The sequence below is a fragment of the Shewanella psychrophila genome (genome assembly GCF_002005305.1).
GTDB lineage: Bacteria > Pseudomonadota > Gammaproteobacteria > Enterobacterales > Shewanellaceae > Shewanella > Shewanella psychrophila.
In genome coordinates this window covers 1,845,421-1,865,454 of sequence record NZ_CP014782.1, presented here as the reverse complement: position 1 = coordinate 1,865,454, position 20,034 = coordinate 1,845,421, and the positions used below count along the sequence as shown (strand labels likewise).

Sequence of the window (20,034 nt, the reverse complement as noted above, 5' to 3'; positions counted from 1 at the left end):
ATTTCACACCACCCGCTAAGTTGGGAAGTGCCACCACCAATTGATGTTTTGTGCTGAAAAAAATGTCTTCATCTGAAAAATGATTCCGTTTTAAAAGTGAGAACGTGTAAAAGTTAAATGCTTTCTTTGCATTCAGTGGCTATATAAAAGCATTAGCGAGTCAATGATGTCAATTGAATATTTTTATATTTGATCTTATCTGACCAGAAGGGGGGAATTATGGGTTTTTTAGTGCTGGAATAATGAGAGTTTAACAAGAGTTTTCTAGGCTATTTAGCTCTTATTTATGTTTATTCCCCTTTTGCTAACAAACTCAAGTAGAATAAGTCCATGACAGATGAAATATTATTAATCGACCTCCATAGCCACACAAATGCTTCGGATGGTCAACTTAGCCCCTCCGAACTGATTGAAAGAGCGATTGGAAATGGTGTGCAGATGTTTGCGATCACCGATCACGATACCACCGCAGGATTAGCCGAAGCTCACGCCTATAATCAAAATCATGAGTCCCCCTTAACGTTAGTCAATGGTGTTGAAATTTCGACGAGCTGGCATAACCACGATATTCATATTGTGGGCCTCAATGTGAGTCTGGAAGATGAGGCGTTCGAAGCTTTTCTTGCAAACCAGAGAGAGCTGCGTGAGATCAGGGCCAAAGAGATAGGCATAAGGCTAGCTAAGGCTGGAATTGAAGGAGCCTATGAAGGGGCGAAAGCTCTGGCTGGAGGCGCCGCATTGAGTCGAGGGCATTATGCCCGTTGGCTTGCCAATAATGAATATGCAACCAGCATGGCAAATGTATTTAAGAAATACTTGGCTCGCGGTAAAACGGGTTATGTGCCTAATAACTGGTCGGATATGGCCACGGCTATCGAGAAGATACATCAAGCTGGCGGTGTTGCAATTTTGGCTCATCCAAGTGGCTATAAGCTGTCGGCTAAATGGGTCAAACGTCTGGTGCGGGAATTTAAAGAGGCTGACGGTGATGCCATGGAAGTGGTTGGAAGTCGTCAGACGATAGAAGATCGTAATAATTTAATCGCATTAAGTCTGCAAAATGAGTTAGCTGCATCCCTTGGCAGTGATTTTCATTTTCCAGGCAGTTTTATCGAGCTTGGTAAGAGCATGTTTCAGCCCAAGGGTGTTAATTGGGTGTGGCAGATGGACAGTTGGAATAGTGAGCGAATAGTTTCTCAAGCTTAGGTTCACCTTGCATCTGAGCTTTCAAAAGCGTTTTAGAGCACTTTTCTAGAAACTAGCCGGGCTACCCCACAGATTTGAAGTATTGGAATAAGAGTATATGAGTCAGTTTTTTTACGTACATGAAGAAAACCCCCAGCCACGTTTGATTAATCAAGCGGTTAATGCCCTTAAGAATGGCGGCGTCATCGTTTATCCGACAGATTCAGGGTATGCCCTTGGGTGTTTGCTTGGCGAAAAAGATGCCATGAGCCGTATGGCGCGTATTCGTCAGATTGATAACGATCATAATTTCTCTCTTATGTGTCGTGATCAGTCTGAGTTATCAGCTTATGCTAAGGTCGATAATCAGGCATATCGAGTGCTCAAGCACCATACACCAGGACCTTACACCTTTATTTTTAAGGCCAGTAAAGAGGTGCCTAAGCGACTGCAAAACCCAAAGAAGAAGACGATTGGTATTCGTGTGCCGGATAATGTTATCGCGCTAGCCTTGCTTGAAGCCTTGGATGCGCCTTTGATGTCGACCAGTTTGATTCTACCGGGTGAAGAGTTTACTGAGTCAGACCCAGAGCATATTCGCGATATTCTGGAACACCAGGTCGATGTGATCATACATGGTGGCTACCTTGGTGAGAAACCGACAACAGTGCTCGACATGTCAGATGGTGCTATGGAAGTGATCCGCGAAGGCGCTGGAGATATCAGCCCCTTTATCTAGCTCTCAATTCATTACCTCCCTCAGTCGGCGCCCAATATGGGCGTTTCATTCTCATCATCTCTATCGGCTAATTATCTGTGCAACTCATTGTGAACAGGGTATAATCGCGCGCTGGTTTGCTAATCGCCTTTATTTAAGGTGCTTATTGAACTGTCGAAGATTTTATTTTATACCGTTTTGGTTGGTTAAAAACAGAACATAATCAAGTATTAGAGTAGTTTAAGCTGAGGAACTCGATGCAAGGGACTCAAAAAAATTTGCCCTTGGCCATTGTCAGAGGTGAGCCGGTAAAACAGCTTCCTGCCGATCTCTTTATTCCGCCAGAAGCACTGGAAGTGTTTCTTGAGTCGTTTGAAGGCCCGCTAGATTTACTCTTATACCTGATACGTAAGCAAAAACTCGATGTTGTAGAGCTGCCAATATGGCCCGTGACTAAGCAATATCTTGAGTATATTGAGCTACTGCAAGGCGCACGAGTCGAGCTTGCCGCCGATTATTTAGTCATGGCGGCCACCCTCGCTGAAATTAAGTCTCGTCTGTTACTGCCAAGGCCTGTGACTGAAGATGAAGAGGAGGAAGATCCTCGAGCTAGGTTAATACGTCAACTTAAGGCCTATGAGGTGATTAAAGAGGCGCAGCAGCAACTCGATAATCTGCCCAGACTCGAGAGAGATGTGTTTCAGGCAAAGGTAACACCGGCATCGGATATCAAGCCTGTGATAGTGCCCCCTCAAGTGTCTTTAACTGAGATAGCTTTAGCATTTGGTGCAGTCATGAAGCGAATCGAGGCGACAGAACATCACCATGTTAGGCGTGAAGTTTTGTCGACGCGAGAACGCATGATACAGATTTTGGCTAAGCTGGATGGTGAGGAATACTTGCCATTTGAAGCACTTTTTGATGCCAAAGAAGGGCGTGGTGGTGTGGTAGTCAGTTTTTTAGCCTTAATGGAACTGGTTAAAGAGTTATTGGTCGAGCTTGTACAGAGTGACCCATTTTCCCCCATACATGTTAGGGCGTATTGATTGTCTAGCCAGAAGAAGCAGCAAAAACTGCAGATAAATCCCGATCAGCTTAAGCAGTTGATCGAAGCGAGCCTGTTTGTATTAGGTAAAACCGTCAGTATAAAGAGCCTGAAAGAGTCTGTGCTAGTGAATTTCAGTGTCACTCGGGTTAAGATCAAAGCTGCGATTGAAGAGTTACAACAAGATTATGAGGGGCGAGGTGTTGAGCTAGTCAGCGTCGCCGGCGGCTATCGATTTCAAACTATCGAAGCCTTAAGTCCTTATCTTCAGCCCCTGTGGCAGGAGAAGGCACCAAAATATTCACGGGCAACCTTAGAAACCTTGGCCGTAATTGCATACCGTCAACCTGTGACTCGAGGTGATATAGAGTTTGTCAGGGGCGTAGCAGTCAGTAGTCAGACCATAAAAAGTTTGACTGATAGACAATGGATTAAAACGGTGGGGCATAAAGAAGTTCCGGGCAGACCGGCGTTGTATGCTACTACCACCGATTTTTTAGCCTATTTTGGCTTAGAACGTCTAGCGGACTTACCGCCGTTAACCGATACTGAGTCTTTAGAGGCCCTTTTTTCAAATGTGAATTCAAGTTCGGATTCAAATGAAGAAACAGGGTCTGAAGATACATTAAACACAGAAGAGTCTACTAATGAGTGAAAAATTGCAGAAAGTCTTGGCCCGTGCAGGCCATGGCTCCCGTCGTGAGATGGAGGCATGGATTGCTGCAGGTCGAATTAGTATAGATGGTGAGATTGCTAATCTTGGTGATCGCATCGAAGCCGATGTAAAGATCCGTATAGATGGTCGAACCGTTTCGATTAAATCTGAAGAGGATCTGATCTGTCGAGTGATTGCTTATCATAAGCCAGAAGGTGAGATTTGTAGTCGCAAAGATCCTGAAGGTCGTCCTACGGTATTCGACCGTCTGCCAAAGACACGTGATTCGCGTTGGGTGGCAGTTGGTCGTCTCGATATCAACACCTCAGGTCTGTTGCTGTTTACTTCAGATGGTGAGCTGGCAAACCGCTTGATGCACCCATCTAACGAAGTTGAACGTGAATACGCAGTACGTACTTTCGGTGAAGTTAATGATGCCTGTATTCAACGCCTGAGAACCGGTGTCACCTTAGAAGATGGCCCGGCCAGTTTCGATAAGGTGAAAGCGGCTGGCGGTGAAGGCATGAACAAGTGGTGGCATGTGTCACTTGCCGAAGGTCGTAACCGTGAAGTTCGCCGTTTATGGGAATCTCAAGAAGTGCAGGTGAGCCGTCTTATCCGTATTCGTTACGGCATGATTGAGCTGCCTAAGTCTCTGCCTCGTGGCGGTTGGGTTGAGTTGACCATGGAGCAGGTGAATTACCTGAGAAAAACGGCTGGCTTGAAAGAGGAGACTCGTACTGTTATAGGTACAGATAAGCACAGCGTCGCTCGCTCAAAAGTGAAAGGTGCTAAGATCCGTCGAGCAGTGCGTAAGCATAAATCCGTAGCAAGCAAACCTGTTCGTAAGAGAACTTAGTTAAATAAATGACTAGATTACTAGGATTTAGTGCCTAGGAACCTATCTAGTATGAATTAGAAAAGGCTGCAAATGCAGCCTTTTTTGTGTCGGAACACTTATGCAATATTTCTATGGACTGAAAATCCCTAGAACCTAAGCCCTAGGCTCTAGGCTCTAGAACCTTCCTTACTGCGCGCTTAGCTGCTGACCGTTGACATCTACAGAGTCATCGCCCATCAGATAAAGATAAGTCGCCATGATATCTTCTGGCTCTTTGAGTGTGCTTGGGTTTTCGGCCGGATAGGCATTTGCGCGCATACCTGTACGAGTTGCACCAGGATTGATGCTGTTGACTCTCAAGCTCGAACCTTCATATTCATCGGCGATAGATTGCATCATGCCTTCGGTTGCAAATTTAGAGATGGCGTATTCGCCCCAGAATGCACGGCCTTGACGTCCGACGCCGCTAGAGGTAAATACCAGTGATGCTTTAGGTGCCTTCTTCATGATAGGCAGTAGTGCTCTGGTCATCATGATTTCGGCGATAACATTCACCTGCATGACCTCTTTCACTGAATCCATTGAGATATGCTCAAATGGGCCTAAAACGCCTAGCAGACTCGCGTTATGTAGAGCACCATCCAAATGGCCAAACTGCTCTTGGATAGTCTCTGCCATGTCGATATAATTTTGCTCGGTTGCGCCTTTTAAATCTAAAGGAACAATCGCAGGCTTAGGGTAACCGGCTTGCACTATCTGGTCATATACGGCTTCTAACTTCTTAACTGTCTTCCCTAGAAGAATAACGGTGGCGCCATGCTTCGCGAAACTGATGGCAGCCGCGCGTCCGATCCCGTCACCAGCGCCTGTTACGAGTATAGTTTTGTTAATAAGTAGATCTTTTGCAGCTTGATATTCCAACATGAGTCAATATTTCCTGTCGGCGGAAAACCCCGCCACCTCTAGAGTCACTGATGTGATGAACACTTGTTTTAAACAAATGATTAATTATTGTGCGCATATTCATTGTTTGTATGTGACAAAAATGTAGCTAAGTCAATATTTTTACGTTAACTTGAGCTTAGGTAAGGACTGGTAAAAGTCCTACTTTGGTCACACGGTATTGCCTATTGTGACCAAATTTTTTGGGGAAAACAAAAATTATTACAACAAGATTTGGGGAACAAAGATGAAAAGACTCTTTTTGGGTGTTGCGATTGCATCTGCGCTAGGACTCACGGCCTGTAGTGAAGATAGTGTCGATGAGTTAAAAGATAAGGTTGAGCCTCTGATCCCTGAGTCTCATATCGCATTCGATCCAGGTAATGTAGATCCTGCAAAACGTACTCTACCTTTGCCAAATGACTTGCTCTTTAATGACACCATAGATGGCACGATTAATCTCCCTGGCGAAGCGCTCGACGGCTCCAGCGATTATACCGATCCTTCAATGGCTCTCGGTGCACTCGATGGCTGGTCGACCACGGCACCTATCTCTATCGATGTAGAACTTGCTTCTGATCATGATGGCACAATGTTATCACTCGATGAGGTTTCAGTATTTCAGACCGGTGCGGTGAGGATGTTCGAGGCAACAGTCGGTGGTCCGTTATCTTCTGATCCCGAATGTAAAGTCAGTCCATCAGTTTCTGCCTGTAAAGTCGGCGTCGAGTTAACATTTGGTGTTGATTTTGTCTCTAAGGCTGTCGGCAATAAAATTGTTATTGTTCCTCTAAAACCATTAAAGGCAAATCAGTCTTATATCTATGTAACGACCAATCTAATACAAGATTCAGCAGGTCAGGGGATTGCTCCTTCATCGACTTACAACTCTGTCAGGTTGGATATTGACACTCATCCACTTGAAACTGAAGCTCAATTATCTCTTCAAACCTTAGTGAATAGTTATGAGAAGGGCATAGCGGCTGAGCATGGTGTGGATCTTGAAACAATTAGTTATTCGGGTCTGTTTACCACTCAATCTGTTGCTGATGTGTATGAGACATTAAAACTATTAATGGCTGACCCTACCCCAGAAAATCCTTATGCCCCTCGCTTCTCTGTTCTGCCTACGCCATTAGGTTATACAGTTGCAACCGCTGCAGGTATTCCTTCCGAAGCGGGTGATATATTCAAAATTGCTGATTTGGCCAATGTATATACAGCTGAGTTAATCTTGCCTATCTTCGGTGATTGCTCATCTGAAAAGTGTTTAGATGAAAATATGATGCCAGCAATTAATGGCAGCTGGAAGGCAGCAGGTGATAGCCCAGTTTCAGTGATGCTGGCACTACAAGCGGGCACCATGAGTCAAGAAAGTTACGGTATGCAAGCCATGGCCTATGATATTGACCCTGCAGCAGGCATTGCTAACCCTGCGCTTTTAGCTGGAAAAACTTGGTTACTCGATGATGGCACCGCGGCGGATAAAGCCAAACATCTAACTAAGTTTAACCCTATTCCTGCCATTAAAGGGCATGAGACAGTTCCAGTATTTATTACTTTGCCTGATGCGGCTAAACTCGTTGCTTTTAGTGCAGAGCAAGGTATTACCTTCGTACCGCCTACAGCTGGTTGGCCCACTAATATTGCACTACATGGTTTGGGGGGCGGTAAAGAGACTGCGATGACTTTCGCCGGAACTTATGCGGCTATGGGCATAGCGACCGTTGCAATCGATCATCCATTGCATGGCGCACGTTCATTCGATGCTAATGATGATGAGGTCTATGAAGTATCGGCTTCAGCGCCTGAGTTCGGCGTTGCAATCGGACAACCTGAAGCTTTTGTAAATGGTGATCCATTGGCTTTCATCAATATCGCCAGCACCTTATCTGTGCGTGATAATTTCCGTCAGAGTGTTGCAGATCATCTTGGTTTACGATTAGCACTGACTGGTCTGTCTATGCAGCTGGCTCAGATGGAGTTGCCTCAAATATTCGATATAGGCAAGATAAGCACACAAGGGCTGAGTCTCGGCGCTATTGTAAATACCAATTTCTCAACCTATGCCAGCACAGGCTTAGTTAACCCAGAAACAGGTACTGCTCTGCCAAATGTCTATGCTCTCAATGCATCATCATTGGTTGCGCCAACGGGGGGATTTGCCGGAACCTTTATCGGCTCGGCAACATTTGGCCCTATGTTGTTCGAAAATATCGTAACGACAGATACGTTCCAGGCTTTGGTTGATGAAGCGAATACTGCTGGCTATGAACCTGGTACGCCAGAATATACAGCGCTTGTTCAAGCTGTCTATGAAGGCTTCTTACCTGCATTTGCCTTTGCGGTTCAGACCGCTGTAGATAGCGCCGATCCAATCAACCATGCTGCTATGCTTAAAGCAACGGGTCTTCCCGTACACTTGATTGAAATAGTTGGTGACGGAACCGAAGATAATAAACCTGATCAGGTATTGCCAAACAGTGTCGAAGGTTTCCCTACTGCTGGTACTGAGCCACTTATCGCTGCCTTGAGTTTAGAGTGTATCGATACTACAACGGCTGGTTCTGGTGCTGTACGCTTTGCCGAAGGCCATCATAGTTCGATTGTCGATCCTGCTGGTACTGCCGCAACTGTAGAGATGCAAAAAGAAGTTACAAGGTTTGCACTAACAGCGGGTAAAGGTTCTGCGACTATTATGATTGAAGATGATGATGTTATTCAGCCATGTGCGGTTCCTGCTGGCTAATACTCCTTAATGTTAATCTTTAAAACCCAGCATTTGCTGGGTTTTTTATTGGCTGATTTACCTGATAGTGCATTTGTTATTGGGCCGATGACTGATAGAATAAGCACAATTTTGCATTCAAGATAAAATAAAGCCGGAGCATACTTTGGAATTTTTGTACGAATATGGACTGTTTTTCGCCAAAGCAATAACCATAGTGTTATCAATTATCGCTGTTGTTGTCGTTGTGCTTGCTTCTGCGATAAAGCAGAAAGGGGGGAAGGGAGAGCTATTGCTGACGAACCTCTCTGAAGATCTTAAAAACCTTAAGCATGATCTTAAAGAGGAACTGTTGAGTAAGAAGCAGTTCAAAGCCTATGAGAAGCAACTTAAAGCGGACGAGAAGGCCAAAGAGAAAGCCGAGAAGCAGCAAGATGAAGAGGCATTAGAGCCTAGAGTATTCGTGGTCGACTTTAAGGGCAGCATAGATGCCAGTGAAGTGGCTTCTTTGCGTGAAGAGATCAGTGCCATTTTAGCCATTGCAGAGCAGGGCGATGAAGTGATCGTCAATGTAGAGAGCGGTGGTGGCATGGTTCATGGCTACGGTCTGGCATCCAGCCAGTTGGACCGTCTGCGTCAGGCAGATATTCATTTGACTATCTGTGTCGACAAAGTGGCAGCCAGCGGCGGCTATATGATGGCTTGTGTGGCGAATAAGGTGTATGCGGCTCCATTTGCCATCGTTGGCTCGATTGGGGTTGTGGCACAAATACCTAACTTCAATAAGCTGCTTAAGAAGCATGATATTGATTATGAGCAACATACGGCAGGAAATTTTAAGCGCACCTTAACCCTGTTTGGTGAAAATACAGATGAAGGACGTGCGAAGTTTCAGATAGAGCTCGAAGAAACTCACGTGCTATTTAAACAGTTTATCGCTAAATACCGCCCCGAATTAGATCTTGATAAAGTCGCCACGGGTGAACATTGGTATGGTCAACAAGCCATCGAACTGGGGCTTATCGATGCCATATCCACCAGTGATGACGTGGTGATGAAGCTAGCGAAAGAAAGAACCGTGATCAAGGTGCGTTATCAGCTTAAGAAAAAATTTGCCGATAAAATTGCGCATGGGGCGTCACTTTCATTTAACGCCATATTCAATAGACTCGCCGAGAAAAATCAGCATCTAAGTTAGTATGGGATGTGACAGACCATAGAAGCCTGCTTATGCAGTAATGCCGATCATTTAGTGATTTATCGATCGGTTGACTGATCTTCTAGATGCTTCAGAATCCGAGTCCTATCTCTAGGTCTCGGATTTTTTATGCAAGTTTCCCAAGCTTTTGACATGATCAACCAACTCAAGCCCCATCAAGTTGAAACCCTCGCAGATTTACTCCCTCTGGAGTTGATAGAGGAAGCGTATTCATTAACTGAAACAGTCACGATTAGAAAACGTAAATTAACACTAGAGTCAATGGCTTGGCTTATTATTGGAATGGCTATCTATAATGATAAGTCGATGGCTCACATCATTAACATGCTCGATATCGTTGATAGAGAGGGCAAGCCATTTGTTGCTCCGAGCGCATTAACTCAACGACGAAAAAATCTCGGTGAAGCGGCAATGAAAGCTCTGTTTGAGTGCACTCAAGCTCACTGGAATCGTGAAGCTCTACATCCAAACTGGAATGGACTGACGTTACTGGGAGTCGATGGTGTAGTCTGGCGGGCGGAAGATACTCCCGATAATGCAGAAGCCTTTTCTCGACAAAAAGAGACTCAATATCCTCAAGTTCGTATGGTCTGCCAAATGGAATTAAGTAGCCATCTTATTACCGCCAGTGCTTTCGATGATTACGCCGTTAATGAGATGATTTTGGCCGAAAAGCTCATCGACTCCACACCGGATAATAGCCTGACATTATTTGACCGAGGTTTTTATTCGCTAGGGCTACTTTATCAGTGGCAATCCACTGGTAACGAGCGACACTGGTTGATTCCTTTGAAAAAAAATGTCCAATATGAGGTGCTTCGCAGCTTGGGGCGCAACGATAAAATAGTCCAATTAAAAAGTAATCCACATGCTAGAAAACGATGGCCAGAACTGCCTAATGAGCTGGAAGTACGACTCATAAGTCGAAAGGTTAATGGCAAGGAATACTCGGTTTTGACATCAATGATAGATCCCATGCGTTATCCCGTTGCAGACATAGCTGATTTATACGTGCATCGATGGGAAATAGAATTAGGTTATCGAGAGCAAAAACAATACATGCTAGGTAATCGTTTAACGTTGAGAAGTCGATTGCCAGAGCTTGTAAAACAGGAGTTGTGGGGGATTTTACTCACCTATAATCTAGTGCGTTATCAGATGGTGAAAATGTGCCATCAACTCAAAGGTGATTATCTCCCTTATCAGTTGAGTTTTAATGGTTCTTTGGCTCATATATTGAGGCTATTAGTGGGTTTGCCCTACTCGACACCAGGTGCAATTCCTCGTCAGCTTAAATATTTCTATGAAATGGCTGAAAGCCTGATTTTAGAGCCCCGACGAACTCGGTCTTTTCCTAGAACGGTCAAGCGCAGACCACAGAAATATGCCAGAAATAAAAAATGCCAGTAAGCTTAACTTACCGGCATTACTGCTTATGCAGGCTTTTTTATTTGTGGCTTTTGAGGGAAAGGGTAGGGTAAATAGATTAAGAAAAGTGAAGTTAGATCGAGTCGGTCAAATTAGCCTAATGGGTGAGTCTTAGTTCTTGCCTATGCTCATGTTCATGGCTCTCGGAGCATAGGGCACACCTTTGCTCTACGGGATTGATGTCTAATCGTTCGACTTCTATTTCGTTCTCGCAATCGGAGCAAAGTCCGTATAGACCAATATCTAGCTGACACAGTGCGGCATCTATTTGGGTTATTTGGTTGAATAATGGGTGCTCATATAGTCCTGCCTGGGTTAGCAGGGCTATGAGTTCGCACAGGGAACTTGTTTGAGTATCGAGGCTAATATTTTTACTCAGTGCAAGCTTACCTATCTCTATCCTTAGATTAGATTCTAGCTGTGACAATTCATGTCTGATGTGGGATCTACTCACGAGTATATGCCTGATAAGTTATTTCGGATATTAAGTCTAAACGTGTGAGGCATTTTGACCATGACTGAGATCAACTCTAGGCCATATTTAGTGCTTACATCATCAAAATTTATACTAGATGTGGGAAGTTTTGTCTACTTCCCTTAAGAGGTTGGACCACAGGGGAGACTCTTGCTGATTTCAACGTACTTTAGGCTTATGAAAGCTCTCTGAGTAAAGACAGAATTTCCGGTGTCTTTTTCAATACTCTCACTTGAGTAAACAGCTCATCGGCTTCACTATATTGTTTGGCGATGAATTTTAGCCATTGTTTTATTCGTGCGGGGTAATATTTCTCTTTCTCGCTGACTATCTCGTAGTCCGAGTACTTTAGCAGTAACTGTAATACTTCTGACCAGGACATTTTAGCTTGTGAGCCCTTGATCACATGGGCTAAGTTAGGCACGGCCAATGCGCCGCGGCCTATCATGACATCATCACACTGACTCACTTGCTGGCACTTGAGATAATCTTCTCGGCTCCACACCTCACCATTCGCGATCACAGGTATCGAGATAGCCTGTTTTATTTGTTGAATATATTCCCAGTGAGCGGGAGGCCTATAGCCTTCTTCCTTGGTTCTGGCGTGCACGGTGAGCTCAGTGGCTCCAGCAGCCTCAATTGCCTGAGCTATTTCGACGCAGCGACTCTTATCATCCCAACCTAGGCGTATTTTTGCCGTTGCTGGGAGCTGCTCTGGGACGGCTTCCCTGACTGCTTTAACCACGCGGTAGATGGTCTCAGGCTCTTTAAGCAGTGCCGCTCCACCATTACTGCGATTAACCATAGGGGCTGGACAGCCAAAATTTAGATCTACACCGAGAGAGCCAAGTTCTATAGCACGCTGGGCATTCTCAGCCATCCACTGGGGGTGTTGGCCGAGTAGTTGTAATCTGACAGGGGTTCCTGATTTAGTCTTACTCTCATTAGCCAATTCGGCGCATAGGCGATAGAAGACTTTTTCAGGCAAGAGTTGATCCACCACGCGAATAAACTCGCTGATGACAAGATCATAGCCACCAACAGAGGTTAGCAGTGCTCTCATAGGCGCGTCGGCGACGCCTTCCATTGGGGCGAGTATTACACGCATTTTTTCGCTCTTGTCTGATTCATTCTTGTTTAGTTCATTGATGTTAGCTTGGTTTAGGCATATAGAACATCAGTCCTGTAGCCTGTGCGGGCAGCATTTTAGCTTATGATGAAGCGGGATTCAAAACATGTTTCTGTTACTTAGCGTTAACTTGATAAAAATAGCCTTATCTTTTGAATTTATTGGATTATTTATTATACTTAGGCTTGAAGTGTACTTAAATATGCGTCATAAATGTGATCTTGTTAATTTTTTTGAAATAAGTTTGCACTACATCAGGTCTACTTATGCAAGCCAGCTGACATGCAGTTTGGTTGGTAACCTATACTACTTTACTGATTTGAAAGGAATACATTATGAATTTAGTTAAAAAGACTGCTGTTGCTGCTGCCCTTGGTACCGTTGTTATTGGTTCAGCGTTTGCTACTGAGGCACAAGCTAATCCATTTGGTTTTAGTCAGATGGAAGCGGGATACCAGCTTGTCGATGGAGAAGGCAAGTGTGGCGGTGACATGAAGAAGGGCAAAGAAGGTAAGTGCGGTGAAGGAAAATGTGGCGGCGACATGAAGAAGGCCTCAGAAGGCAAGTGTGGCGGTGACATGAAGAAGGGCAAAGAAGGTAAGTGCGGTGAAGGAAAATGTGGCGGCGACATGAAGAAGGCCTCAGAAGGCAAGTGCGGCGGTGACATGAAGAAGGGCAAAGAGGGCAAGTGTGGTGAAGGAAAATGTGGCGGCGACATGAAGAAAGCCTCAGAGGGCAAGTGCGGCGGTGACATGAAGAAAGCCAAAGAAGGAAAATGTGGCGGCGATATGAAAAAAGGCAAAGAAGGTAAGTGTGGCGGCGACATGTAAGTAACGCTGTATTCTGTATTATCTGTTGAGGCGCAGCCTTTGGGATAATGAATAGACAATTAAGGCCAGTGTATACTGGCCTTAATTGTTTTTATTAAAGTATAACGCTGAGATTGGCTATATGGGCAAAGGTTATGGGAGTGAATATGATTGAACGAGCCAAGGTGGGGTTAGGTTTGAGGCGCGAAATGTTGGATGAATTTTGCAACGCTATTCCAAACGCTATCGATTTCTTCGAGGTCGCCCCGGAAAATTGGATGACTTTAGGGGGAAAGTATGGTCGACAATTTAGGCAGCTTACAGAGAAAAAATCCTTCTTTTGCCATGGATTATCTCTGTCCATAGGCGGCCCTTCGCCCTTAGATATAGAGTTCGTCAAAAATGTAAAAGCCTTTATGGATGAGCATAATATCGAGGTTTACTCAGAGCACCTTAGCTACTGTTCGGGGGCCGGACACATGTATGATCTTATGCCAATCCCCTTTACCGAGGAGGCGGTCAAGCATGTGGTTAAGCGTGTAAAGCAAGTTGAGGATATTATCGAGAGGCCGCTTATTCTCGAGAATGTGTCTTTTTATACGGCGCCGGGCGCCGAAATGAGTGAACTAGAATTCGTCACTGCAGTGCTTGATGAAGCAAACTGTAAAATGCTACTCGATGTGAATAACATCTATGTGAACTCAATTAACCATGGTTATGATGCCAATGAATTTTTAAGGACTATGCCGACAGAGCGCGTTGCCTATGTTCATATAGCTGGCCATTTTGAAGAAGCAAAAGATATCATTGTCGATACCCATGGCGCAGATATTGTGTCACCTGTATGGCAACTACTCCAAACTTGTTATCAAGTACATGGAGTACATCCTACCTTGTTAGAGCGAGACTTTAATATCCCTAAGACCCCAGTGCTGCTTAAAGAGATAGACAAAATCCATCGTTATCAACAGGCAGGTTTGTCCCAGACTTCAAGGAGTGCATGATGAGTTTTGAAGCCATTCAACAGTCATTTATCGATTATATAAAGGAGCCTTCGCGTCCTTTACCTGAGGGCACAGAAGCCAGGCGGATGAAGATTTACCGGGATCTGTTTTTCAATAATATTAATGGCTTTGTGACCAGTGCATTTCCTGTGTTGAAAAGTTTATATTCAGAAGAAGACTGGTTAGCGCTAGTCCAAGAATTTTTTGTGACCCATGACTGTCAGACACCGATATTTATCGAAATAGCTCAGGAATTTGTCGTTTTTCTCCAGTCTGAATACCTGTTGAAAGAGAGTGATCCCGTTTTTATTATCGAACTGGCTCATTATGAATATATGGAGCTGGTCGTGGCAGTCGCTAAAGATAATCCGCTGCACCAGAATATCCAAGAGCCGATAGAGCAAGTGTCACTGTGTTTGTCTGATACGGCTAAGGTGTTGCAATATAGCTTCGATGTACAGCGAATTAGCGAGGATTATCGACCTGTTGCTCCAGCCGAAACTCCGCAGTTATTTTGCCTATATCGCGATGTACAGGATGAAGTTATTTTCTTGCAGCTCAACCCTTTAACGGCCCAAGTATTGGGTTACTTATCCCAATATGAATCTGTCAGTTTCTACCATCTACTCAGTTGGCTGAAACAAACCTATCCCCAGATGGAAGAGGAGATATTAGCTCACGGTTGTGGAGACATGTTAGTTGAACTCGCCGTTAAGGGAGTCGTGAAACAACATCCGTCTTAATGGATTTGACGTAATAGGTTCTAATGAGTCGATAAGCTTCGGGAGCTTATCGATATTAGCTAAGAGCATTATTCCTAATAAAATCATAATCAAAAGCATTTATGCCAGTAAAAAGGTTAAATACTCGCTTCCTAAACAATGGGCAAATCTCTATAATGTTGCCAAAAATTGATCTAGATCAATAAAATTACCCGAGTCATTGAGCGAGGAAGTTATGAGTCAGCCATTTAAAGATCCATTTAACATCATCTATTTCATTGGTTTCATCTTAGTCATGATGATCCCAACTTTACCTGCGACCTTATCTTGGTTGAAACTTACCGGACTCATCTGATTTTTAGACTAATACAAGTCTAGATACCCTGTAATTGTTTGGGTAAATTAACCACTCTTTTGAGTGGTTTTTTTTGACTTCGGCTAAGCTCGTTAATTTAGTGCGTTAACCGATGATTTAAGTTATAAATATCTCAGCTGACAACTAAATAAATAGCTAAGGAAGATAATGGCTTTTAAACGTGGTTTTTATTTGATTTGTGGATTATGCAGCTTGGCGCTGGGCTTGCTGGGGATCCCGCTTCCAATATTACCAACCGTGCCTTTTATTTTACTCGCCGCCTTCTGTTTTGCCCGCTCTAGTGACCGGCTACACAACTGGTTGATGACTCATCCTTGGTTTTCAGAAGCATTGAATGATTGGGCGCAGAACAGAGGGATCCGCAAAGGGCTAAAGAAGAAGGCTTATATTGTCAGTGGACTCAGCTTTACCGTTAGCATCGCCATCGCACCATTAATATGGGTAAAAGTAATGCTGCTCTGCATCGCCATAGGGCTAGGTTTATACCTCAAGCAGATCCCTGAACTAGATGACTGAATTAGAATATATCGCAAAACTGTGACTCAATGCCTCAAATTTTGTCCTATTTAGTAGGGCAGATTGTTGCAAGTATGCTGAAAGACACATAAGCTTTAGCCGGATTTTTTAAAGCTGGCGCGATTAGCCAGCCAAACCAAAAGATGATGGTCATGAACAAAGACAGCTTAGCATTGATAAAACAGAGCATAAAAACAATTCCTGATTACCCGAAAGCCGGGATCCTTTTCAGAGACGTGACAAGTTTGCTTGAAGAGCCTGCGGCTTATAGAGCAAGCATTGAACTCCTGGCTGAGGAGTACAAAGATCAAGGCTTTACCAAAATCGTTGGTACTGAAGCTCGTGGCTTCCTGTTCGGGGCGCCTTTAGCCTTGGCACTAGGTGTCGGTTTTGTACCTGTGCGTAAGCCTGGTAAATTGCCGCGTGAGACGATTTCTCAGAGCTATGATCTTGAATATGGTCAAGATGTTCTGGAATTGCATACCGATGCCATCTCTGCTGATGACAAAGTATTAGTGGTCGATGATTTACTTGCTACGGGCGGCACGATAGAAGCCACTGTCAAGTTGATCCGTAAACTAGGTGGCAAAGTCAATCATGCTGCGTTTGTCATTTCCCTGCCCGATATTGGTGGTGAAAAGCGTCTCGAAGCCATGGATCTTAAACTGGTTAAACTTTGTGAGTTTGAAGGCGACTAGTTCAACGTAAACTCAGTGGTTTTGAAGGCTATTAATCCAGAAGCCACGGAGCAATTTAACGGCGAATAATACAGCGTACAAAAATTACCCGCAGGTAGCTGGCTAAGTCAATCATGTTGCTTCTGGTTATCTCTATGACGGATATCGGTGGTGAGAAGCCTCTAGAAGCCATGGAGCAATTTGACGGCGAATAATACAGCGTACAAATGCTCCTCAGTAGCGCCTGTTAACATGACATGTTATGGTGCAGATTACTGAGGAGCGTGCTCCCGAATTTACTAAATGACACTTTGGGGAGTTCCATGTCATATCAGGTGTTGGCCAGAAAATGGCGCCCTGCCACATTTGAGCAAATGGTTGGTCAGTCTCATGTTTTACTTGCATTAACCAATGCGCTCACTCAGCAAAGATTACACCATGCTTACCTGTTTTCCGGCACCCGAGGTGTGGGTAAAACCAGTTTAGCTCGGCTATTCGCTAAAGGGCTAAACTGTGAACAGGGCGTAACTGCCTCTCCATGTGGTCAGTGTTCCAGCTGTGTTGAAATTGCCGAAGGGCGGTTTGTCGATTTGATTGAAGTCGATGCGGCCTCGAGAACGAAAGTCGATGATACCAGGGAACTGCTCGATAATGTGCAGTATCGTCCCAGTCGTGGCCGCTTCAAGGTGTATCTCATCGATGAAGTGCATATGCTGTCACGCAGCAGTTTTAATGCGTTATTAAAGACGCTCGAAGAGCCACCTGAACACGTTAAATTCTTATTGGCAACAACAGATCCTCAGCGACTGCCTGTGACAGTATTGTCTCGTTGTTTGCAATTTAACTTGAAAAGCCTGACTCAGGATGAAATTTCATCCCAGCTGTCCCATGTGCTTACCCAGGAACAGCTCACATTCGAGTCAAATGCGTTGACTCTGTTGGCTAAAGCGGCCAATGGCAGCATGCGAGATGCTTTGAGTCTTACAGATCAAGCCATTGCATTCGGTGCCGGAACCGTGCAGTTGACTCAAGTACAGACCATGCTTGGCAGTATAGATGAGCAACATGTGATCACCTTGTTTAATGCTTTAGTCCAAGGGGATATCGAGAATTTAATGGGGGTGATAGGCCAAATCTTGTCTTTTGGTGCAGATCCCCAAGAAGTGCTCAGAAGTTTACTGGAATTATTGCATCAAATAACCTTGACTCAGTTTGCACCCGCAGCGGCTCAGCTTTCCATTTATAGTGAACAGATTAAGGTCTTCGCGGAGCAACTCAGCCCTGAACAGGTACAACTTTATTATCAGTTGTTACTGACGGGGAGGAAAGATCTCCCCCATGCGCCGGATCCTAAGTCCGGATTAGAGATGGCGCTGCTGAGGGCCGTCTCCTTCGTGCCTGAAACACCTGTGACCCGTTGGGTGGTGGATAAGCCTGCTAAAGTGGCTTTGCCCGAAGCTGTGAACAGAGGAGCTAGGCAAGAAAAGCTTACTAGCGAGCCTGTGTTAGCTAAAACAGAACCTGTTTCTGAACTTACGCCAGAAATTCAAACCCAAGCTGAACAAGATGATGAGGCAGATGATTTACTTGCCCTTAATAGCGAGCAAGCGATCATTTTAAGTCAGGCATCGAGTCTGGGGGTAGAGCAGAGCAGCATTAACACTGCAGAGCAAAACCTTGATAAATCTGTAGCATCAGATGCTGCGGCGAATGATAAATCGGTAGAGGTCATTGAGCCGTCTCCGATGGCTAACGAAACTATTGTCAATCAAGTCACCACTGGCCAAACTCTTACTGAGACTGAGACTGAGACTGAGACTGAGACTGAGACTGAGACTGAGACTGAGACTGAGACTGAAACTGAGAGCCAAGCTGAAACGACAGGCTTAGTTGATGACAAAAAAGAAATCGTAACTTCGCCCGAAGAAGGTGTTATTGAAATAAACCAGCCTGATACAAATCAGTCTGGTTTACCTCAGAGTCTGTTAAGCCCTGAACAGTTAGCTCAAGATGCTGCCTTCGATGCTCAGTATGGTTTTCAACAAGAGAATGAAGAGCAAGAGAGGGATTACCAAGCTTTTGAAAGTCTGCCTACGGCTGATAGTGTAAAGCAAGCAGTGACGCCTTCGACAGAGTTGAGAGTTGACTCTTCAACTAGCGGAGCTGAACCGGAGTTAGCAACAGAATTTGATCCGGAAGACGATATTTTAGACGCCGTCTTAGCGGCGCGAGACTCACTGCTCACGGATCTGGCCAAAACGCCTGAGGAGAGTGGTGAAAAAAAGTCTGAACCCCAGCGCAAGGAGTTTGCCCCTCCTAAGCGAAAACCGCTAACTGATAATGAAGCTCTTAGTGAAGCACCGTCTTCGCTAGACGCTCTGGCTCCACATGAGCAGGTGAGTGCAGACCAACCTTTGACTCAAGTTAAGACACAAGTTACTGAGCCTGTTTCAGCATCTGAGATTGAAGACAGGCCTCCTTGGGAAGAACCTGTTGAAGTAACGCCGGCTGTAAGTGCCTGCTCTTCAGGTGGTTATGAGCAAAATTTAGATGTCCATCAATCGTCATCGACTCATGTAGAAGCTCAATTAACAGCACAAGCACCTAGACAAGAACAGGTACAGACAGGAATACAAACTCAGTCATTTGAGCCGCTTCCCCCTCTGGGAGAAGGGGAGGTGACAGGCCATGAAATAGACCTTAAGTGGTATCGTTTGATGTCTGCTATCGATGTCGGCGGAAGGGTGCGTCAATTGGCGGTGAATTCAGTATGTCATGAGTTTACCGAGCCCTTGTCTCTCTTATTAAAGCCTAATCAGAAGCACCTGGCTGCGGATATTGCCATTGTGCAGTTAGAAGAAGCTTTAGCCAAAGCGTTAGGCGGTGAAAGTAAAGTTAACATTTCTGTGGGAGTCGATGGCGAAAGAGAGACACCACTTGAGGTACGACAGCGTTTTCATCGGGAGATCCAAGCTCAGGCACACCAAGGCTTGTTAACCGATAGCAATATCCAATGGCTAATGAGTCAGATGGGGGCAGAGCTTGAAGACGATAGTTTAAGTTATGCTCCTGAGCTATTGAGTTTAAAAGGAAATACCATTGAGCTCATCGATAAGTCGAACTTTAAGGCGTTACCTCAGTCATAAGTTTGTACGGCTTTGATTGATTATCGACATTATTTAAGTAAGATGAGCCAACTTTATTCGACCCTTAATTGAAGAGAAATAGATATGTTTGGAAAAGGCGGTATGGGTAACCTGATGAAGCAGGCCCAGCAGATGCAAGACAAGATGGCTAAAGTGCAGGAAGAAATTGCGCGTATGGAAGTGACCGGTGAAGCCGGTGCTGGCCTTGTTAAAGTGACCATGACAGGTTCTCACAGTGTACGTAAAGTGGATATCGATCCTAGCCTGTTAGAAGACGATAAAGAGATGCTAGAAGATCTTATCGCTGCAGCATGTAACGACGCGGCTCGCCGGGTTGAAGAGAACCAAAAAGAGAGAATGGCTGAAGTTACGGGTGGCATGCAGCTACCACCTGGCATGAAGATGCCGTTTTAGACGAG

Annotated in this window: 18 protein-coding genes and 1 other annotated feature (1 of these 19 only partly in view); of the genes, 15 read left to right on the top strand and 3 right to left on the bottom strand. The window is 44.8% G+C overall.

Features of this window, described 5'->3' with window-relative positions:
• Positions 1-45: a sequence feature (Trp leader region), on the bottom strand (it extends 64 nt beyond the left edge of the window).
• Between the two features lie 285 nt (positions 46-330).
• The 5 genes from rnm to rluB all read left to right on the top strand — a co-directional run bounded on the left by rnm (position 331) and on the right by rluB (position 4,462).
• On the top strand, positions 331-1,206 hold the full coding sequence (rnm, locus tag sps_RS08275) for an RNase RNM (protein ID WP_077752100.1): 876 nt from the start codon (positions 331-333) through the stop codon (positions 1,204-1,206).
• Between the two features lie 97 nt (positions 1,207-1,303).
• Positions 1,304-1,924 (top strand): L-threonylcarbamoyladenylate synthase, encoded by a 621-nt coding sequence (locus tag sps_RS08270; RefSeq protein ID WP_077752099.1) that lies wholly within the window; start codon positions 1,304-1,306, stop codon positions 1,922-1,924.
• Positions 1,925-2,160: 236 nt separating this feature from the next.
• The gene (locus sps_RS08265) at positions 2,161-2,949 is read left to right on the top strand and encodes a segregation and condensation protein A (RefSeq protein ID WP_077752098.1); all 789 of its coding nucleotides are present in this window, start codon (positions 2,161-2,163) and stop codon (positions 2,947-2,949) included.
• A 27-nt stretch (positions 2,950-2,976) separates the two neighbouring features.
• On the top strand, positions 2,977-3,603 hold the full coding sequence (gene scpB, locus sps_RS08260) for an SMC-Scp complex subunit ScpB (RefSeq protein WP_077755603.1): 627 nt from the start codon (positions 2,977-2,979) through the stop codon (positions 3,601-3,603).
• Entirely contained in the window at positions 3,596-4,462 is an 867-nt protein-coding gene (rluB, locus tag sps_RS08255; RefSeq protein ID WP_077752097.1) for a 23S rRNA pseudouridine(2605) synthase RluB, read from the top strand. Before scpB ends, rluB begins: the two co-directional genes overlap by 8 nt.
• 168 nt (positions 4,463-4,630) lie before the next feature.
• Here the strand turns inward: rluB and sps_RS08250 are convergent, their stop codons facing one another.
• Positions 4,631-5,368, bottom strand: a complete 738-nt coding sequence (locus tag sps_RS08250) for a YciK family oxidoreductase (RefSeq protein ID WP_077752096.1) — start codon at positions 5,366-5,368, stop codon at positions 4,631-4,633.
• Between the two features lie 265 nt (positions 5,369-5,633).
• On the opposite strand from sps_RS08250, the gene sps_RS08245 reads away from it, so the two are divergent.
• The 3 genes from sps_RS08245 (at position 5,634) to sps_RS08235 (ending at position 10,743) form a co-directional block, all read left to right on the top strand.
• Positions 5,634-8,135, top strand: a complete 2,502-nt coding sequence (locus sps_RS08245; RefSeq protein WP_077752095.1) for a VolA/Pla-1 family phospholipase — start codon at positions 5,634-5,636, stop codon at positions 8,133-8,135.
• 145 nt (positions 8,136-8,280) lie between these two features.
• On the top strand, positions 8,281-9,312 hold the full coding sequence (sohB, locus tag sps_RS08240; RefSeq protein ID WP_077752094.1) for a protease SohB: 1,032 nt from the start codon (positions 8,281-8,283) through the stop codon (positions 9,310-9,312).
• A gap of 129 nt (positions 9,313-9,441) precedes the next feature.
• The gene (locus sps_RS08235; RefSeq protein WP_077751912.1) at positions 9,442-10,743 is read left to right on the top strand and encodes an IS4 family transposase; all 1,302 of its coding nucleotides are present in this window, start codon (positions 9,442-9,444) and stop codon (positions 10,741-10,743) included.
• Positions 10,744-10,858: 115 nt separating this feature from the next.
• On the opposite strand, the gene sps_RS08230 is transcribed toward sps_RS08235, so the two are convergent.
• Positions 10,859-11,215, bottom strand: a complete 357-nt coding sequence (locus sps_RS08230) for a TraR/DksA family transcriptional regulator (RefSeq protein WP_077752093.1) — start codon at positions 11,213-11,215, stop codon at positions 10,859-10,861.
• A gap of 196 nt (positions 11,216-11,411) precedes the next feature.
• A complete protein-coding gene (dusC, locus tag sps_RS08225) occupies positions 11,412-12,344 on the bottom strand; it encodes a tRNA dihydrouridine(16) synthase DusC (RefSeq protein ID WP_077752092.1) in 933 nt (310 codons plus the stop codon).
• A 356-nt stretch (positions 12,345-12,700) separates the two neighbouring features.
• Here dusC and sps_RS08220 point away from each other — a divergent pair, with 356 nt between their 5' ends.
• From sps_RS08220 to sps_RS08190, 7 genes are all read left to right on the top strand, one after another.
• Positions 12,701-13,195 (top strand): HvfA family oxazolone/thioamide-modified RiPP metallophore, encoded by a 495-nt coding sequence (locus sps_RS08220; protein WP_077752091.1) that lies wholly within the window; start codon positions 12,701-12,703, stop codon positions 13,193-13,195.
• A gap of 146 nt (positions 13,196-13,341) precedes the next feature.
• Positions 13,342-14,178 (top strand): HvfB family MNIO-type RiPP peptide maturase, encoded by an 837-nt coding sequence (locus sps_RS08215; RefSeq protein WP_077752090.1) that lies wholly within the window; start codon positions 13,342-13,344, stop codon positions 14,176-14,178.
• Positions 14,178-14,921 carry an HvfC family RiPP maturation protein gene (locus sps_RS08210; protein WP_077752089.1) on the top strand — a complete coding sequence of 248 codons (744 nt, stop codon included), beginning with the start codon at positions 14,178-14,180 and terminating at the stop codon, positions 14,919-14,921. The genes sps_RS08215 and sps_RS08210 overlap by 1 nt, the downstream gene beginning before the upstream one ends.
• Positions 14,922-15,423: 502 nt before the next feature.
• Entirely contained in the window at positions 15,424-15,792 is a 369-nt protein-coding gene (locus sps_RS08205) for a YbaN family protein (RefSeq protein WP_077752088.1), read from the top strand.
• 146 nt (positions 15,793-15,938) lie between these two features.
• A complete protein-coding gene (apt, locus tag sps_RS08200; RefSeq protein ID WP_077755602.1) occupies positions 15,939-16,490 on the top strand; it encodes an adenine phosphoribosyltransferase in 552 nt (183 codons plus the stop codon).
• Between the two features lie 302 nt (positions 16,491-16,792).
• Positions 16,793-19,615: a DNA polymerase III subunit gamma/tau gene (dnaX, locus tag sps_RS08195; RefSeq protein WP_077752087.1), complete on the top strand. Its 2,823-nt coding sequence runs from the start codon at positions 16,793-16,795 to the stop codon at positions 19,613-19,615.
• Positions 19,616-19,699: 84 nt separating this feature from the next.
• Positions 19,700-20,029: a YbaB/EbfC family nucleoid-associated protein gene (locus sps_RS08190; protein ID WP_012143188.1), complete on the top strand. Its 330-nt coding sequence runs from the start codon at positions 19,700-19,702 to the stop codon at positions 20,027-20,029.
• The last annotated feature ends 5 nt before the right edge of the window (positions 20,030-20,034 follow it).

Coding starts and splice junctions, on each gene's coding strand:
- rnm (WP_077752100.1), top strand. CDS start 331: ATGACAGATGAAATATTATTAATCGACCTCCATAGCCACACAAATGCT.
- sps_RS08270 (WP_077752099.1), top strand. CDS start 1,304: ATGAGTCAGTTTTTTTACGTACATGAAGAAAACCCCCAGCCACGTTTG.
- sps_RS08265 (WP_077752098.1), top strand. CDS start 2,161: ATGCAAGGGACTCAAAAAAATTTGCCCTTGGCCATTGTCAGAGGTGAG.
- rluB (WP_077752097.1), top strand. CDS start 3,596: ATGAGTGAAAAATTGCAGAAAGTCTTGGCCCGTGCAGGCCATGGCTCC.
- sps_RS08250 (WP_077752096.1), bottom strand. CDS start 5,368: ATGTTGGAATATCAAGCTGCAAAAGATCTACTTATTAACAAAACTATA.
- sps_RS08245 (WP_077752095.1), top strand. CDS start 5,634: ATGAAAAGACTCTTTTTGGGTGTTGCGATTGCATCTGCGCTAGGACTC.
- sps_RS08235 (WP_077751912.1), top strand. CDS start 9,442: ATGCAAGTTTCCCAAGCTTTTGACATGATCAACCAACTCAAGCCCCAT.
- dusC (WP_077752092.1), bottom strand. CDS start 12,344: ATGCGTGTAATACTCGCCCCAATGGAAGGCGTCGCCGACGCGCCTATG.
- sps_RS08220 (WP_077752091.1), top strand. CDS start 12,701: ATGAATTTAGTTAAAAAGACTGCTGTTGCTGCTGCCCTTGGTACCGTT.
- sps_RS08215 (WP_077752090.1), top strand. CDS start 13,342: ATGATTGAACGAGCCAAGGTGGGGTTAGGTTTGAGGCGCGAAATGTTG.
- sps_RS08210 (WP_077752089.1), top strand. CDS start 14,178: ATGAGTTTTGAAGCCATTCAACAGTCATTTATCGATTATATAAAGGAG.
- sps_RS08205 (WP_077752088.1), top strand. CDS start 15,424: ATGGCTTTTAAACGTGGTTTTTATTTGATTTGTGGATTATGCAGCTTG.
- apt (WP_077755602.1), top strand. CDS start 15,939: ATGGTCATGAACAAAGACAGCTTAGCATTGATAAAACAGAGCATAAAA.
- dnaX (WP_077752087.1), top strand. CDS start 16,793: ATGTCATATCAGGTGTTGGCCAGAAAATGGCGCCCTGCCACATTTGAG.
- sps_RS08190 (WP_012143188.1), top strand. CDS start 19,700: ATGTTTGGAAAAGGCGGTATGGGTAACCTGATGAAGCAGGCCCAGCAG.